This window comes from Arthrobacter sp. T572 (assembly GCF_056780115.1).
In genome coordinates this window covers 642,091-658,668 of record NZ_JBRAZQ010000002.1, presented here as the reverse complement: position 1 = coordinate 658,668, position 16,578 = coordinate 642,091, and the positions used below count along the sequence as shown (strand labels likewise).

Below are 16,578 nucleotides of genomic sequence, written 5' to 3'. Positions count from 1 at the left end.
ATCCACCCGCAAAGACTACGGAGAAACAGCCATCACGCAAGCACAGGTCGATCCCATTTACCACGGCAGCCCCACCGTAGAAGAGGATGCGGTCGCCGAGGCGGTCTCGCCTGCCGTTGTTGCCCACCTTAAGCACAGGCCCGACGTCGTCCGTCACCGCGGGCGGTACGCCCTGCTGAACGCCGACCTCACCCCGCAACAGGCGATGATCGAGGACCTCCTGGCGGTCCGTGCCGCCCTCGATGCCCAGGGCGTGGACTTTATCCTGGTCCGCGGAAACGACGAGCGGCCGGTTATCGCCGTCGACTGGGAGTCCCGCAAGCAGGTCCGCGAAGCCCTGGTGGCCGCCTTCCGCAACGAACCCTTCTACTCCATGACCGTCGATGCCAAGAAGAAGGCTTCCGTATTGGTGGCCGACGGGGAACTCTCGGCCAACCGCAAGGCCAGGATTTTCCGCCTGTACCGACCCCGCGTCGAGCCCACGGGTGGCCTGTCCTACGGCCCGGGCCTGGGTGTCCAGCTGGAACTGTGGCGGTTTGAAGGCAACCACCTGGAGCTGCCGGTGGAGAATTCCCTGACCCGGCGGACGCTGATGCGCCAGGACGCCGTCCGCGGCACCGTGAACCGGCATGGCCTGGAATGGCCCACGATCGAGAACATGTTCGCCGACCACGCCAGTGACATCGACTTCGACATCGACATCGTCTTCTCCTGGGTGGACGGCACGGATCCCGCCTACATCGCGGCCCGGCGCAAGCAGCAGGCCAACGCCGTGCTGGGCGAAGGGGACGACCACGAAGCCCGCTACCGGCAGATCAACGAGCTCAAGTACGCCCTGCGTTCCGTGCACATGTTCGCGCCCTGGATCCGGCGGATCTTCATCGCCACCGACTCACCCGCTCCGTCCTGGCTGGCCGACCACCCCAAGGTCACCATCGTGCGCAGCGAGGAATTCTTCACCGATCCGACCGTCCTGCCTACCCACAACTCGCAGGCCGTGGAGTGCCAGCTCCACCACATCGAGGGCCTGTCCGAGCACTTCCTCTACTCGAATGACGACATGTTCTTCGGCCGCCCGGTGGGACCGGACATGTTCTTCACTCCCGGCGGCATCACCAAGTTCATCGAAGCCGACACCCGGATCGGCCTGGGCGAGAACGACGCGGAGCGCAGTGGCTTCGAGAATGCCGCCCGAGTCAACCGGAAACTGCTGTGGGAACGGTTCGGCCGCATCACCACCCGGCACCTTGAGCACACGGCGGCTCCCCTGCGGCGCAGCGTCGTGGAGCAGATGGAACGCGAATTCCCCAACGAGTTCACCAAGACCGCGGCAAGCCGCTTCCGGGCGGCCGACAACATCTCGGTCACCAACTCGTTCTACCACTACTACGCGCTTCTGACCGGCCGGGCCGTCACCCAGACCAACGCACGGGTCAAGTACGTGGACACCACGTTGTGGTCCGGGCTGCACTATCTTCCGAAGCTCCTCGCCAAGCGCCATATGGACCTGTTCTGCCTCAACGATGGCAGCTTCCCCGAGGTCCACGCCGACGAACGTGCGGCCATGGTGACGGACTTCCTGGAAAAGTTCTTCCCCGTGAAGGCTCCTTGGGAGAAGTAGGCGTCAGCCTCGGCTGCCGGCGGGCGACACAAGTTCCTGCGGCTGCCGTGCCTGCTTCCGCCTGGAGCCCTCCGGAATCCGGATTCCGGCTTCTGCCAGCCGCCGCTGCACCTCGGCTGCGTCAACGGGTTCGCCCACGGTGACCCCGCCGGACATGGGCACCACCGAGTGGACGATCGTATGTTCGTACACATGCACCATGTTGTAGGACTGCGCACCATCGCGGCCCCGTTGGCCGCCGGCGCTTACGGCCAGGTCCTGGGTGTAGCACGTCGCCGAGGCGACCGACACCGGGATGCCGGCGAAGCCCGCCGTCGTGGAGTAGTGCAGATGGCCGCCCAGAATGGTGCGGACGTCCGTATTGCGCACGACGTCGGCCAGCGCGGCCTGGCCGCGCAGCTCCACCAGCACCGCGAGGTCCTGGACGCAAGGAACGGGCGGGTGGTGCAGGGCCAGGATGGTGCCGTCCGGAGCGGGCGTAGCGAGTTCGGCGGCGAGCCATTCGAGCTGCGCCTCGGACAGTTCACCGTAATGGTGGCCGGGCACCGTGGTGTCCAGGGTGATGATCCGCAGCCCGTTGACGAAGTAGCTCCGGTCCACCGGGTCTTCCGGCTTGCTCTTCTCCGAGGCGTCCAGGAACGCTGAACGGAAGTTGGCACGGTTGTCGTGGTTGCCCATGGCCCAGATCGCCTTTGCGCCGACGGTCTCGCAGACGGGTTCGATCATCTCGCGGAGGCGGCTGTAGGCCTCGAACTCGCCCTTGTCAGCGAGGTCTCCGGTAAAAATGATGGCCTCGGGACGAATCCTGGACGCGATGATCTGGTCGCAGATCTCCTGGAGGCGGGCAGAGCTGTCCACCGAGCCGTGGAGCGTGGCGGCACCACCTACCAAGTGAAGATCGCTCAAGTGCAACAGCACATGACCTGGTTTGGGGTACTCGGCCTCGATGAGCTCCATGACTGCCCTAGCGTTTGGTGGGAGACGGCGCCTCCCGCTTCCTTCCAGTACGACCAATCCAACCAGACAGCAACCCAACATCAGGCTAATTTCCGGCGGAATGTTGGAAAATTACCTGTTTCCCTTCTGCGTCCGACTGATCAGGCCAGCGCCTTGTCCACTGCTTTTAACAGGTCTTCGGAGTCAGGCCCAACTGCGGATGGGACCCAATCCCACGGTGTTCATCCAACCGCCCTGGGCCCGCGGCGGGGCCGTGGTTCACCCGGGGAATGGAGCAGCTACGGCGCCGGCGTGATGAAGGCGGACAACGGAAGGGTTGTCCCATCAGGTCCCTGGACCAACCCTGGAGCCACCACAATGTATCCAGGCGGCAGGATCACCGTGGGCAGGGTCGCAACGGTGGTTACGGGCGCGGGCGCGGGCGCGGGAGCGGGGGCCACAGGCACAGTGGCCGCCTGCGCGGTTGTCACCGGGACCGGCGTGGGAGCCGGAGCGACGACCACCGGAGCGGGGGCCGGTGCAGCTGGAGCGGGGGCTGCCGGCGCAGGTTCAATCGCCGGTGCCGGCGCCACTGGAGCAACGACGGCGGCATCCGGGCTGGGTGCCGTCTGCGTCGTCAGTTGGGGTGCCACAGTTGTGGTGGCCGGCGTCGAGCCGGTCGTGGTACCCGTGGCAGGAGCCGTCGTCACCGGGGCCGGCGCAGTTGTCTGGGTTGGCGTCGGCGCAGTTGTCTGGGTCGGTGTCGGCGTAGCGGTCTGGGTTGGCGTCGGCGTGGCAGTCTGCGTCGGCGTCGGCGTGGCAGTCTGCGTCGGCGTCGGTGTCTGTGTCGGAGTAGCGGTCTGCGTCGGTGCCGGTGTCTGTGCCGGTGTCTGCGTGCCGGGCGGGGTGGACGTGGTCGGAGTTCCGGCAGGACCGGATGGTCCGGGAACCACCGTGGCGGGAACTTCGTCGTGCTCGTGTTCGCCGCCGATGACCGCGCGGGTGGTGCCGTCCGAGACCGGAACTGCCCACTGCGGCGCAGCCGAAGTCCCGGTGCCGGCACCCGGCTGGTAGTTGACCATGGTGATTCCCTGCAAAGGATCCACTTGGCGGATCGGCAGGAGCGTCCAGTTGGCCGGGTTTGTGTGCAGTCCGTTGACGATGGTTTCGAAGTGGAGGTGGCAGCCAGTGGACCAGCCGGTGGTCCCGACTTCCGCGATGACCTCGCCCACCCGGACGGATTGCCCCTGCGTGACCCCAATGGCCTGCAGGTGGTTGTACGTGGTGACCAGTCCGTTGCCGTGCTCGATCTCCACGCGGTTGCCGCCGCCCCAGATGTGCCAGCCAACAGCCCTGACCACGCCGGCGTCAGCCGCGTAGACCCGGGTTCCACACGCCGCAGCATAGTCCTGGCCCCAGTGGAATTCGCCCGGGAGGCCGGTCAGCGGGCTGAGCCTGTAGCCGTAGGAAGAGCTCGGGTTCAGCACTTCGAGCGGAGCGTAGAGACTGCCTGCGGGAGGCCGTGACAATCCGGCGGAAGCAACGGTGAGTCCCGTGGAACCGTCCTTGCCGACCGTCCTGACCAAGGCCCGGTCAAAGTACACCATGGGGGTGCCGGCGGTCTGTTCGGGAGGCTCCGGGAGAGGGTCGATCACCGTCGTTTCGGCCTCCGGAGGCACCAACTGACCCAAAGCCGCTGGTCCCACCACGCCCTGGGCGAGGGAACCATTGACCGATCCGGTCGAGGCGGACGTGAGGGGTTGGAATCCAAAAGCGAAGAACGCCAGCACTGCGAGACTGCCCGCGACGAACACGCGGCGGAACCCCTCGGTGCGTACCAGATCCACTACCCGGTCTGATTCATGATGCTTGCCCACAAACACTCCCCAAAAGCCAGCGTCACCAAACCCCAGCCTGGCGTGCAAGCTCCATTCTTGCCCCAATCATGGGGAAAATAAACCCTTTCGGGCCGCCCGGGAGTGCAAGGTTGGCTCAGTTTTTGCTCAAGGCACCCTTGAGGAAACCTGCGGTTTACCTAGCCGAGGTTTTCCTTGGTTTACCTAGCCGAGGTTTTCCTTCAGGAGGGCGCGGTGCTCCACCGCCGCGCCGGCATGGAGTTGGCGGCCGGCCTCGGTAAGTTTCAGGAACAGTGAGCGGCGGTCATCAGAGCACGTCTGGCGGGACACCAGTCCGGCCTTTTCCAGCCGGTCCACCACCTTGGATACAGCACTTTGGGTCATGGGCGTCCGCTCCCCCAACTGCTTCATCCGGCAGGCTGCGTCGGTGCTTTCAGCCACAAGGTCCAGGATCTCGAACTCGTTCAGGCCGATGTTGAACTTGGCTTCCAAGGCGCGGTCAATGGCTCCGGCGGTCCGGAAGTAGGAGTCCTGGATGCTGCGCCACTGCTCTACAAGCTGACGGTCACGCGTTGATGCCATGCCCCGATTCTAGTTCATCCGACATTTGAAAACCACGTCATAAGATGACGCATCATATTCCTTGTCATTGAATGACGTGTCATATAGATTGATCGCATGACTTCACCCACCACCCTCAAAACACCTGCCGGCGCCGTGGTTTCAGCGGTCAAGTGGACCCGTTCCCAATGGTTGCTGCTCATGGTGGTCTGCACTGTCCTGGCCCTGGATGGGCTGGATGTTTCCATGGTCGGGGTGGCCTTGCCATCGATCGGCCAGGAACTGAACCTCGGCACGGATACCCTCCAATGGATCGTGTCGGCCTACGTCCTCGGCTACGGAAGCCTGCTGCTCCTTGGCGGGCGGCTCGCTGACCTGTTGGGCCGCCGTCGTATCTTCCTCATCGCGTTGGCAGTATTTGCCGCAGCCTCGCTGGTAGGCGGCCTGGTGGATGATCCTGCGGTCGTCATCGCCACCAGGTTCATCAAGGGGCTGGCCGCCGCCTTCACCGCACCTACCGGATTCTCCATCATCACCACCAACTTCGCCGAGGGCCGCGAGCGCAACAAGGCCCTGTCCATCTTCACCACCTTCGGCGCCAGCGGCTTCTCGCTCGGCCTGGTGGTGGGCGGCCTCATGACCAGCCTGAGCTGGCGGTGGACCTTCCTGGTCTCCGTACCGATCGCCGTGGCCGTGGTCCTGTTGGGCATCAGGTTCATCCCCAAGGACAAGCCGTCGGCGGAGAACAGCGGCCACGATATCTGGGGCGCCGGCACCCTTGCACTGGGCATGCTCGGGCTCGTTTACACCCTGGTCTCGGCACCGGAAGCGGGGTGGGGATCTGTGGCAACAATCGCCGGATTCGCCGTCTCCGCAGCTGTGCTGGCGGCCTTCGCAGTGATCGAGAGCAAGGTCAAGCACCCGTTGATCCGCTTCGGCATCCTGAAGGAAGGCTGGGTGGCCCGGGCCAATCTCAGCGCCGTCGGGTTGTTTGGTTCGTACCTGAGCTTCCAGTTCATCGTGACCATGTTCCTGCAGTCTGTCCTGGGCTGGACGCCATTGGGGATGGCGCTGGCCTTGCTGCCCGCCGGCTTGCTCGTCGCCACGAGCGCTCCGTTCGCTGACCGGCTGATCGAGAAGTTCGGCGCCACGCAGCTTATCCTCACCGGCCTCACTGCCTTGGGCCTCGGCTATGTCCTGTTCCTTCGGGTGGGCACCACCCCCAACTACGCCTTGGACATCCTGCCGTCCGTGATACTGCTCGGCATCGGGTTCGCTTTGGCCTTCCCGTCCATCAACGTCCAGGCCACCACCGGCATCAAGGACTCCGAGCAAGGCTTGGCAGCAGGCCTCATTCAGACCAGTACACAGGTTGGGGCAGCCCTGGTGCTGGCAGTAACCACGGCCCTGGTCAGCAGCCACGGTCAGCCAACCGGATCCGTCAGCCCCCAGGCCATGCTGGAACAGTACCGTCCGGGCCTGATCCTGAGTGCCGCCGTCGCCATTGCCGCCTTGTTGGTGGCAGCAGCCCCGGCACGGCGCCGCCAAGCCCCGGCAGGCAGCGTCAGGTAGGGGCAGCCCGCGGTACAGGTCCCTCCACCCGGGCGGGACCTGTACACGCTCCCCGAACCGGGGTCGAATGGAATGCATGAGGAATTACCTCACCGAATACCGGCACGCACTCCAGCACACGTTCACCGGGACCTCCGGCACCCCGCCCGAGTGGGTACCGCGCCTGGCCGAAGGCAACGACACCGGATACCACCTCCCCGGCTCGGCGGTCTGGACCGTGCACGGATCCATGACCCCGATCGTTGCCGGGATCCGCGTCCTGCTCATGCAGGCGCTGCACCCCGGAGCCTTGGCGGGAGTCTATGAGCACTCTGGTTTCAAGGAAGATCCGCTGGGACGCCTGGCCGGAACCATTCGCTGGATCTTCACCGTCACGTACGGGTCCCGGGAAGCTGCACAGGCCGCCACTGACCGGATCAGGAAACTCCACCACCATGTCCGGGGAAGCTACGTGGACGGCACGGGGGCCCACCGCGACTATGTGGCCAGCGACCCCGAACTCCTCCGCTGGGTCCATGTCACCTACGCTGAGTCGTTCGTCACGGCGCACCGTATCTGGGGCGGGCCCATACCCGGCGGCCCTGACCAGTATGTGCGTGAGTGGGCTCAGGCGGGCACGCTCATGGGTGTGGAGAGTCCTCCCTCAACGGAGGCAGAAGTCCACCGGGAGTTGGACGACTGGTACGCCTCCGGAGTCCTGCGTTCCGACGAGCGCCTGGCGGAAACTGTGGCCTTCATCCGCCATCCGCCGCTCAACCCGCTGCTGCGGCCCGGTTACAACGTCCTCTTCGCAGCCGCCGTGGCAAGCCTTGAACCGAAGTACCGGGAGCTCCTTGGGCTCCGGACGGCCCACTTGGGACCCGTTCCCCTGCCCGCCATCCCGGCAGCCCGGGTGGTGCTGGCCGTTGTCCGCCTGGCACTTGGGCGGCATGGCCCCAGCGAACTCGCCGCCCGTCGGCGGCTTGAGCGGCTTGGCTGGCCCGACTGAACCACCTCCGCGTGCCGCCACCACCTACTTTGACGGCAAGGGCCCTGGGGCGGGCCCGGATCCTCGGCGTGTCGGGCGCGATGGCGGCCAAAGTTGGTGGTGGAGGCACGGGCCCTCGCCGCGGGAATCCAAAAAAGCCGGGCAGGTCGGAGTGAATCCGTCCTGCCCGGCTTTGCGGGAGGTGCCTTAGATCAGGTGGTCGGAGAGGTGGTTCGGGGTGCCGAAGCGGTGGGCCGTGATGGACACAGCCTGTTCGCGGAGGAACGGCAGCATCTCGATCCGGCCGGCCTGGGTCACGGCACCGTGGTACACAGCGACATCCGGACGGCCACCCATCGCCGCGCTCAGCGCGGTGAAGTCGCCACCGATCAGGCGGATGCGGCCGCCGTCGAACGTTGCAGCGCGGGCCAGCCATGCGGCGTCGTCCTCAACGCGGACGCTGACGCCCAGGTTCGCAAACACACTCACCACAGCATCCGGAAGTACGACGGCGGAGCTCACCTTGAGCGCCGAGCCAGCCACGGCACCTGCAGCCACAACGCGGAGCAGCTCAGCGAGCCGCTCGCCTTCGGAGAGGCGGATGGTCACCGGGATGGGGCGGTAGCGGAAGACGTTCCGCTCGGCGGTCAGGCCGGAGACGTCCTTGCGGGTGCCGAACTCGGAGTCCCAGGCTGCGGCGTCACTGAAGAGGGACTGTTGCAAGGTCTGCAGTTCCTCCGGCGTCACGTCAACAGACTTGGCTGCGGACAGGATCTGCGCGGCAGCGCCCTGGAGGACCGTGCCGCGCGTGGCCGTGGCCTCGGCCGGAAGCCAGCTGCCCAGGCCGATCAGGTAGTTCGGTCCGCCGGCCTTGGTTCCGGCACCCACAGCGGACTTCTTCCAGCCGCCGAAGGGCTGGCGCTGGACAATCGCGCCGGTGATGCCACGGTTGACATAGAGGTTGCCGGCCTGGATCGTGTCCAGCCATGTGCCGATCTCCGCGGAATCGAGGGAGTGGAGACCGGCGGTCAGGCCGTACTCGATCTCGTTCTGGATGGCGATCGCTTCTTCCAGGGTTTCAGCGGTCATGACGCCGAGGACCGGGCCGAAGAACTCGGTCAGGTGGAAGTAGGAGCCGCGTTTGACGCCCGAACGGATGCCGGGCGACCACAAGCGGCCGGTGTCGTCGAGGCGTTCGGGCTTGACGGCCCAGGTTTCGCCGTCGCCCAGGGTGGTGAGGGCGTTGAGGAGCTTGCCGTTGGCGGGCTCAATGATCGGGCCCATCTGCGTGGTGGCGTTGTCCGGGTAGCCCACGGTCAGGGAGCGGGCGGCATCGATGAGCTGGTTGTGGAACCGCTTGGACTTTCCGACCGAACCCACCAGGATCACCAGGGACGCGGCGGAGCACTTCTGGCCGGCGTGGCCGAACGCGGAGTACACCACATCCTTGGCGGCAAGGTCCAGGTCGGCACTCGGCGTGACGATGATGGCGTTCTTGCCGGAGGTCTCTGCCAGCAGGGGCAGGTCCTGGCGGAAGGAACGGAAGAGTTCAGCGGTCTCGTAGCCACCGGTGAGGATGACGCGGTCGACGCTCGGGTGCGAGACCAGCTGCGCGCCAAGGTCGCGCTCTTCGAGCTGCACGAGCGCCAGAACCTCGCGCGGCACGCCGGCCTCCCACAGGGCGTCCACCATCACGGAACCGGAGCGGCGGGCCTGCTTTGCAGGCTTGATCACGACGGCGGAGCCTGAGGCGAGTGCCGCAAGCGTCGAGCCGGCGGGAATCGCCACCGGGAAGTTCCACGGCGGGGTCACCACGGTGAGGTTCGCTGGGACGAACGTGGCGCCGTCGACCGTTTCCAGGTCCTTGGCCCGCTCTGCGTAGTAGTGGGCAAAGTCGATCGCTTCGCTGACTTCCGGGTCACCCTGGTCGATGGTCTTGCCGGTCTCGGACGCCATGACCTCCAGGAGCTCGGCGCGGCGGGCTTCCAGGACCTCGCCGGCGCGGTGGAGGATGGCAGCGCGCTCGGCTGCCGGTCGGGCGCCCCAGGCCTTGCCGGCATCCACGGCTGTGGTGATGATGCGCTCAAGCTCGGCGGCCTCGGAGACCTTGGTGGACTCCACGATCTTGTTCCCTGCCGTTGACCCCGGAACTCGCTTCAGGATGTCGCGGCCCCAGGCGCGGTTGGCGGGAAGGGCGGGGTCCGTATCCGGGGTGTTGCGGAAGCCCTCGGTGGGAGCCGGCTCGGCGGGCAGGCGGCGGTCCTGCTTGCGGTTCGGTTCCGGGACCTCATCCGTGAGTTGCGCGAGGGAGTTGAGGAAGCGCTGCTTTTCGCGCTCGAAGAGTCCCTCGTTTTCGCTGAGTTCGAAGACGGCCGACATGAAGTTTTCCTGGCTCGCGCCTTCTTCAAGGCGGCGGATCAGGTAGGCGATGGCGACATCGAATTCGCCGGGGTGGACCACGGGGGTGTACAGGAGCAGGCTGCCGACGTCCTTGCGGACCGCGGTGGCCTGGCCGGTCGCCATGCCGAGCAGCATCTCGAACTCGATGCCTTCAGTGACACCACGCTGCTTGGCAAGGAGCCAGGCGAAGGCGACGTCGAAGAGATTGTGCCCGGCAACGCCGATGCGCACCGCGTCCACATGCTCCGGGGTGAGCGCGTAGTTGATGACGCTCTTGTAGCTGGTGTCGGAGTCCTGCTTGGTGCCCCACGTGGCCAGCGGCCAATCGTGGAGGGAGGCTTCCACCTGCTCCATGGGAAGGTTGGCGCCCTTCACCACGCGGACCTTGATGGGAGCCCCACCGTTTGCGCGCCGGGCGGTGGCCCATTCCTGCAGTTCCTGCATGGCGCCGAGGGCGTCCGGGAGGTAGGCCTGGAGCACGATGCCGGCCTCGAGGTTCTTGAACTCAGGCATGTCCAGGATCCGCTTGAACACGGCGATCGTCATGCTGAGGTCTTTGTATTCCTCCATGTCCAGGTTGATGAACTTGGGCTTGGGGAACGACGCAGCCAGGCGGTAGAGCGGGGTGAGCTTCTCCACCACGTGGTCCACTGCCTCGTCGAAAGCCCACGGGGAATGCGGGGCCACGGTAGAGGATTCCTTGATGGAGACGTAGTCCACGTCCTCGCGGGCAAGGAGCTTAAGCGTGCCGTCCAGCCGGCGCTGGGCTTCATGCTCGCCCAGGACAGCTTCACCGAGGAGGTTCACGTTGAGGTGGACGCCGTCCTGGCGGATCTTTTCAATGGCAGGGCCGAGCTTGGCGTCCGTTGCATCAACAATCAGGTGACCCACCATCTCGCGGAGAACGCGGCGGGCGATCGGGATAACCACCTGGGGCATGATCGGGGCCATGACGCCACCCACGCGGACTGCGCTGCGCATGTACCACGGCAGGAACGCCGGCACCTTCGGGGCAAGCTCGGCGAGCTTCCGGGCGGCGACGGACAGATCCTCAGGGCGGATGACGCCGTCGACGAATCCAACCGTGAAGTCCAGTCCGTTCGGGTCCTTCAGGACGCCGGCGAGACGCTGGGCGGAGACGTCCACTGGAATCTTGCCGGCCTCTGTCAGCCAGTGACGGACCAAGGCGATGGCCTCTTGGGCCAGTGCGTCGAACTGCCCGGATTCCTGGGTGCGCGGAGAGGTCGCATCCGGGAGGGTGCTGGTCATGGGGGCTCCTTCTGGGACGGAGAAGTTTGTTTGTTTCCATCAGTATGGATCTACAATCTCATTAGGAAAAGCGATCTTTTCTGACGAATATTCATTACTCATCCCGATGCTTTGGAGGCCACCGTGCTGGACGTCCGCAGACTGCGTTTGCTGCACGAGTTGAAGATCCGGGGAACCCTCGCCGAGGTAGCCGATGCCATGCAGTACAGCCCCTCCTCGGTGTCCCAGCAGCTCACGCTTTTGGAAAAGGAAGCAGGCGTGGAGCTGCTCCGGAAAGCCGGCCGCCGCGTGCAGCTGACTCCGCAGGCGGAGATCCTCGTGGCGCATACAGCTGCGCTGCTGGAGACGCTGGAACGGGCCGAAACCGAGCTGGCCGCTTCCCTGTCCACGGTAACGGGAACCGTTCGACTGGCCGTGTTCCAGTCGGCAGCCTTGGCACTGCTGGCCGACTTCCTCACGATCATGCGGCAGGAGTACCCGGAGGTGCGGGTGGAGATGACCCAGCGCGAACCTGAAACTGCGTTGTACGAGACCTGGGCGCGCGACTTCGACATTGTTGTGGCAGAGCAGTACCCCGGCCACGCCGCTCCGCACCATCCGGGACTGGACCGCGCGACCCTCACCAGCGACGCCATCCGGCTGGCTACTCCCCCGGTGGGCATGGGCGGGGAGAGTATCGCCTCGATCGCTGATACCGCGTCCATGCCCTGGGTCATGGAGCCACGAGGTGCGGCCTCACGGCACTGGGCCGAGCAAGCATGCAGGTCGGCGGGCTTCGAGCCGGACGTGAGGTATGAGACAGCCGACCTCCAGGCACAGATCCGCCTGATCGAGTCCGGGAACGCCGTAGCCCTGATGCCGGACCTTGTGTGGACCGGGATGGAACGCCCCGTCCAACTGATCGACCTCCCGGGCCTTCCGGCCAGGACCATCTTCACGTCCACGCGCACCGCCGGACGCATCCATCCCGCGATCCTTGCATGCCGCGAGGTGCTGGAGCGTGTGGCAGCAGCCCAGCGGTAGGGGTTTCCAGCCAACGCAAAAGGCCCCGGTCCGAAGACCGGGGCCAACCGCGGAGAATGGGGGATTTGAACCCCCGAGGGCGTTAACCCAACACGCGTTCCAGGCGTGCGCCATAGGCCGCTAGGCGAATTCTCCCTGCTTCCGATTCGAAAGCAGATACTACTGTACCTGAGAATTCCGGCATCGCCCAATCGAGGGTTAACCCTTGACCCAGGAGCCGCGCCTTAACGAAAAAATGGACGCCCCCAACGCGCCCATTCTTGCGGTATCACCGTTGAGCTGCCGGGTCCGGCCCCTCTTGCCCAGGCCCCGCAGCTCACAATCTGGAGATTGCCCCAATCGGTGTACATACTTATGGTCCGCTGTGGATGGCGGATATGCAATGGTCCTGCCCGCTTTTCGGACTCTTTAGTGACAGGATGTGCCCATGACAGAGCTCCACGCCCTGGTGGTCTACGTGCCGGTTGACCACGTCGAAGTGGTTCTGCGCGCCATCGGGGACGCCGGCGCAGGGCGGATCGGAGACTACTCGCATTGCGCCTTTACCTCGCCGGGAACCGGACGGTTCACTCCGCTCCCAGGCGCCCGGCCCTTCATCGGTGAAGTGGGGGCGGTGGAACAGGTGCCCGAAGTCCGGGTTGAGTGCGTGGTTGCTTCAGACGTGCTCGACGGCGTGGTGCGGGCTTTGCGGGCAGCGCACCCTTATGAGGAACCGGCTTTCATGACCTGGCCGGTGAATGGGTGGAGGTGAGGGGCTGGGCCGGCACACGGGGCCGGCTCAGCGCCGCGTCCGTTTCCGCCCGTCGCACCCATAACTACGGGTGCGCCAGGCGGAAAGGGTTGCGCAGCCCACGCAGAACGGTTGCGAATGGCGGAAAGGACCGCGAAGACCCTTCGCCGTCGGGAGTTTTTCACACCGGCCATGGCCGATTCGAACCCCGAAGTAAGTTCGGGTAAGCTTGTCGACGGCCCCTCATGTGGCGTCATCCTGTTGAACTCCCCCAGGACCGGAAGGTAGCAAGGGTAGATGGGCTCTGGCGGGTGCATGAGGGGTCTCTTATTTAAAATGTCAGTCCCTATAGGTAGGTTTTCCCTGTGACTGTTACAACTGCCCTGTACCGGAGATACCGCCCGGATTCTTTCGCGGACGTTATCGGGCAGGAACACGTCACCGACCCGCTCATGACGGCGCTGCGGAAGAACCGCGTCAACCACGCCTACCTTTTCTCCGGTCCGCGCGGCTGCGGTAAAACCACGTCCGCCCGCATCCTGGCCCGCTGCCTCAACTGTGCGCAGGGCCCCACGGATACCCCCTGCGGACAGTGCCCCAGCTGCGTTGAGCTCGCCCGCGGGGGTTCGGGTTCCCTGGACGTCATCGAGATCGACGCTGCCAGCCATGGCGGCGTGGACGACGCCCGCGATCTCCGGGAGCGGGCCACCTTCGCTCCTGTCCGGGACCGCTACAAGATCTTCATCATCGACGAGGCCCACATGGTCACGTCTGCCGGCTTCAATGCACTGCTCAAGATCGTTGAGGAGCCGCCGGAACACATCAAGTTCATCTTCGCCACTACGGAACCGGACAAGGTCATCGGCACCATCCGTTCCCGCACCCACCACTACCCGTTCCGTTTGGTGCCGCCCGAGCCGCTCATGACCTACCTTGAGTTGCTGTGCCGTCAGGAAAACGTGCCGGTGGCTCCCGGTGTGTTGTCCCTGGTCATCCGCGCCGGAGGGGGCTCGGTCCGTGACACCCTCTCCGTGCTGGACCAGCTCATGGCCGGAGCCGGACCCTCAGGCCTGGACTACGAGCTCGCCGTCGCGCTGCTGGGCTACACGCATGCTTCCCTGCTGGACGACGTCGTGGATGCCGTGGCCGCGGCAGATGCCGCCACGGTGTTCCGGGCCGTTGACCGCGTCATCCAAACGGGTCACGATCCCCGGCGTTTCGTGGAGGACCTCCTGGAGCGCTTCCGCGACCTCATCATCGTTCAGGCCATGCCTGAGAGCGCCCAGGCCATCCTGCGCGGGATGCCCGAGGACCAGATCGCCCGCATGCGGAACCAGGCCACCAACCTTGGTGCGGCCGAGCTGTCCCGCGCCGCAGACGTCACCAACACCGCGCTCACCGAGATGACCGGCGCCACCTCTCCGCGCCTGCACCTGGAACTTCTGTGCGCCCGGATCCTGCTGCCCGGTTCCGAGCAGACGGAGCGGGGAATCGCCGCACGGATCGACCGCGTGGAGCGCCGCCTTAATTACGCGGGCGACGCCGGGTCCCCGGTTGCTGCTGCTGTCCCGCCATCAGCAGGTGGTACTGCCCCGGGCGCCGGTCCGGTCCCTGCCGCACCTGCCCCTGCAGCGGCGGCTCCCGCTGAATCTGCAGCGGCCGCGCCTGCCGCGACGGCAGCAGCTGCCCCTGCGGCGGCTCCCGCAGCCGCCGCTCCCGCTGAACCTGTCGCGACTGTTCCCGCCCCCGCCGGGTTCCCTGCGTCCCCGCAACAGGCACCCGGGCAACCCATGGAGCGGCCCGCCCGTGACGGAATCACGGCTCCGCGCGTGTCCACCAACGACTGGCCCGTCGAAAACCGCCAAGGTCCGTCCGGGGTCGACGCTCCTGGCGCCGCACAGCACGCCGAAGCGCAGCCGCCAACAGCCCAGCCTGCTCCCGCTGCGCAGCAGGCCCCCGCAGTACAACAGGCCCCCGCAGTACAGCAAGCACCACCGGTGGCGGCATCCGCTCCTGCAGCCCCGGGGGGCGGGGATGTCGAGGTACTTCGCCGTGCCTGGCCCGATGTTCTGCAAACCCTGGCCAAGATCAAGCGCAGCACCTGGGCTCTGGTGGAGCCCAATGCGCAGGTTGCACACTTCGACGGCCAGTTGCTGACGCTCTCCTTCACCACGTCCGGACTCGCCGGGGCTTTTGGCCGGGCGGACCACTCGGAGAACCTGCGCCAGGCAATCCACAAAACCATCGGCATCGACTGCCAGATCGTGGCTTCGGCGGGCGGCAACAGCTCAGCGAGCTCTGAGCCAAACCCAAAAGCACCTACTAGCCGGGCAACCCCGGCATCGGATGGCAGTGCTGGGCCGGCGGGCCGCTCCGTAGCTTCTGCAGCCCAGGGAGAGGCGAAAGCTCCAGCAACGCCTGCGGGCCCGGCAGTTCCTTCGGCACAGGCTGTTTCGGCCGTCGACTCCGCGTGGGGACTGGCCCCGGCACAACCGTCCCCCGCGGCCACGGCCAAGACCGCTCCGGAATCCGGCGCGCCCACCGGCTCGTCGTCCGTTGGCGCATCATCCGTCGGCCCGCAGCCAGGCAGCGCTCAAGCAGCAGCTACGCAGCCAGGCAGCACCGCCCAAGCCACGCAGCCCGGCAGCACACCCGCCCAAGCCGCGCCCGGCAGCACACCCGCAGCAGCCACGCAGCCCGCGAGCACGCCTCCGTCAGCTGATGCCGCTACTGGGGGCTCCGGAGCTTCTCCTGTCACAGCTTCCGGCGCCACGGCAGGAACCAACCCCTCGCCGGGTGACTACTCCTACCCCGACGACGACTGGGGTGCTCCCCGCGACGAGGACGTTCCCCCGCTGGAGGAAGAGCCGCCCTACGACTGGGAGCCGTCCTCCAACGCCGGGCAACCTGACAGGCACCGCGCGCCGTCCCCTGCACCTGCCGCTCCGGCTGTCCCTGCCACCAACGAAAGCGACCAAACCGGATCTGCCCGGGAGGGTTCAGGCAGCCCGGCCCGCCCGGTAGCTGATGACCCGTGGTCGCGGGCCGTTGAGCACGCTCCGGGCACGTGGGTAGTGGGAACGGAGTCGAATGTCGGCACAACGGCGGTCCGTCCGCAGCACGAGACTCCGGCATCCTCCGGCACGCCGGATTATGAACCCGCCGCGGCGCAGGTCCCGGCAGAGCCAAGCTATGGCCACCCCACCAGCGGCGATCAAAACGGCTCCTCCGGCTGGAACGTCGCAACGCCGTCGGGCTGGCCTGGAACCGCAACCCGCGCGGCGGCGAACCCTGCCCAGGCCGCCGGCGTGGCACTGCCTTCAGGTTCCGTAGCCACGCTCGAGGGGGACGCGCCGTCGTCCGGTCCTGCAGGGCGGCAAAGCCTGTACCAGCGCCTGACCAACAGCCCGGAAGCGCAGATGGGGCGGGTCCAGGCGCCGACCCGTACCCAGCCCCAGCCCCAGGAAGTGGCTGACGACATCCCCAGCCCGGAGGACGAAACCATTGAGGAATCCCGGGTCTTTGGGCGTGCCGCGGTGGAGCGTATTCTGGGCGGGAAGCTCATTGAAGAGCGGTCGCTGGACGGTTCTCCGCTGCCGGGCCGTTAGCGGCCGGCGACCTGGTCGGACCATCGTCACCCATC

At 66.2% G+C, this 16,578-nt stretch carries 10 protein-coding genes, 1 tRNA gene and 1 other RNA gene; 7 read left to right on the top strand and 5 right to left on the bottom strand.

The genetic code is table 11. The features are described 5' to 3' along the window. Window positions 1-31 precede the first annotated feature (31 nt). Complete coding sequence (locus ACUYMZ_RS04300) at window positions 32-1,621, top strand: stealth family protein (RefSeq protein WP_426007478.1); 1,590 nt, start codon at window positions 32-34, stop codon at window positions 1,619-1,621. A gap of 3 nt (window positions 1,622-1,624) precedes the next feature. Here ACUYMZ_RS04300 and ACUYMZ_RS04295 read toward each other — a convergent pair whose 3' ends face one another. The 3 genes from ACUYMZ_RS04295 to ACUYMZ_RS04285 form a co-directional block, all read right to left on the bottom strand. Then, entirely contained in the window at window positions 1,625-2,578 is a 954-nt protein-coding gene (locus tag ACUYMZ_RS04295) for a phosphodiesterase (RefSeq protein ID WP_481602214.1), read from the bottom strand. 278 nt (window positions 2,579-2,856) lie between these two features. After that, entirely contained in the window at window positions 2,857-4,434 is a 1,578-nt protein-coding gene (locus ACUYMZ_RS04290) for a M23 family metallopeptidase (protein WP_481602213.1), read from the bottom strand. A 183-nt stretch (window positions 4,435-4,617) separates the two neighbouring features. Then, window positions 4,618-4,995: a MarR family winged helix-turn-helix transcriptional regulator gene (locus ACUYMZ_RS04285; protein ID WP_481602212.1), complete on the bottom strand. Its 378-nt coding sequence runs from the start codon at window positions 4,993-4,995 to the stop codon at window positions 4,618-4,620. A gap of 96 nt (window positions 4,996-5,091) precedes the next feature. On the opposite strand from ACUYMZ_RS04285, the gene ACUYMZ_RS04280 reads away from it, so the two are divergent. Further along, the gene (locus ACUYMZ_RS04280) at window positions 5,092-6,546 is read left to right on the top strand and encodes an MFS transporter (protein ID WP_481602211.1); all 1,455 of its coding nucleotides are present in this window, start codon (window positions 5,092-5,094) and stop codon (window positions 6,544-6,546) included. Window positions 6,547-6,622: 76 nt separating this feature from the next. Next, the gene (locus ACUYMZ_RS04275; RefSeq protein ID WP_481602210.1) at window positions 6,623-7,534 is read left to right on the top strand and encodes an oxygenase MpaB family protein; all 912 of its coding nucleotides are present in this window, start codon (window positions 6,623-6,625) and stop codon (window positions 7,532-7,534) included. Between the two features lie 186 nt (window positions 7,535-7,720). On the opposite strand, the gene ACUYMZ_RS04270 is transcribed toward ACUYMZ_RS04275, so the two are convergent. After that, entirely contained in the window at window positions 7,721-11,182 is a 3,462-nt protein-coding gene (locus ACUYMZ_RS04270) for a proline dehydrogenase family protein (RefSeq protein WP_481602209.1), read from the bottom strand. Window positions 11,183-11,305: 123 nt separating this feature from the next. Here ACUYMZ_RS04270 and ACUYMZ_RS04265 point away from each other — a divergent pair, with 123 nt between their 5' ends. Next, a complete protein-coding gene (locus ACUYMZ_RS04265; RefSeq protein ID WP_481602208.1) occupies window positions 11,306-12,205 on the top strand; it encodes a LysR family transcriptional regulator in 900 nt (299 codons plus the stop codon). A 50-nt stretch (window positions 12,206-12,255) separates the two neighbouring features. On the opposite strand, the gene ACUYMZ_RS04260 is transcribed toward ACUYMZ_RS04265, so the two are convergent. Next, a tRNA-Ser gene (locus tag ACUYMZ_RS04260) sits at window positions 12,256-12,340 on the bottom strand. A 292-nt stretch (window positions 12,341-12,632) separates the two neighbouring features. On the opposite strand from ACUYMZ_RS04260, the gene ACUYMZ_RS04255 reads away from it, so the two are divergent. The 3 genes from ACUYMZ_RS04255 to ACUYMZ_RS04245 all read left to right on the top strand — a co-directional run bounded on the left by ACUYMZ_RS04255 (window position 12,633) and on the right by ACUYMZ_RS04245 (window position 16,543). Next, complete coding sequence (locus ACUYMZ_RS04255; protein WP_481602207.1) at window positions 12,633-12,956, top strand: hypothetical protein; 324 nt, start codon at window positions 12,633-12,635, stop codon at window positions 12,954-12,956. A 213-nt stretch (window positions 12,957-13,169) separates the two neighbouring features. Continuing rightward, an RNA gene (ffs, locus tag ACUYMZ_RS04250) (signal recognition particle sRNA small type) lies at window positions 13,170-13,266 on the top strand. Between the two features lie 34 nt (window positions 13,267-13,300). Next, window positions 13,301-16,543 (top strand): DNA polymerase III subunit gamma and tau, encoded by a 3,243-nt coding sequence (locus ACUYMZ_RS04245; RefSeq protein ID WP_481602206.1) that lies wholly within the window; start codon window positions 13,301-13,303, stop codon window positions 16,541-16,543. Window positions 16,544-16,578: the final 35 nt, after the last annotated feature.

What these genes read in the sequence shown, in the direction of transcription:
- ACUYMZ_RS04295 (WP_481602214.1), bottom strand. Translation starts at nt 2,578, where the DNA reads ATGGAGCTCATCGAGGCCGAGTACCCCAAACCAGGTCATGTGCTGTTG.
- ACUYMZ_RS04285 (WP_481602212.1), bottom strand. Translation starts at nt 4,995, where the DNA reads ATGGCATCAACGCGTGACCGTCAGCTTGTAGAGCAGTGGCGCAGCATC.
- ACUYMZ_RS04280 (WP_481602211.1), top strand. Translation starts at nt 5,092, where the DNA reads ATGACTTCACCCACCACCCTCAAAACACCTGCCGGCGCCGTGGTTTCA.
- ACUYMZ_RS04275 (WP_481602210.1), top strand. Translation starts at nt 6,623, where the DNA reads ATGAGGAATTACCTCACCGAATACCGGCACGCACTCCAGCACACGTTC.
- ACUYMZ_RS04270 (WP_481602209.1), bottom strand. Translation starts at nt 11,182, where the DNA reads ATGACCAGCACCCTCCCGGATGCGACCTCTCCGCGCACCCAGGAATCC.
- ACUYMZ_RS04255 (WP_481602207.1), top strand. Translation starts at nt 12,633, where the DNA reads ATGACAGAGCTCCACGCCCTGGTGGTCTACGTGCCGGTTGACCACGTC.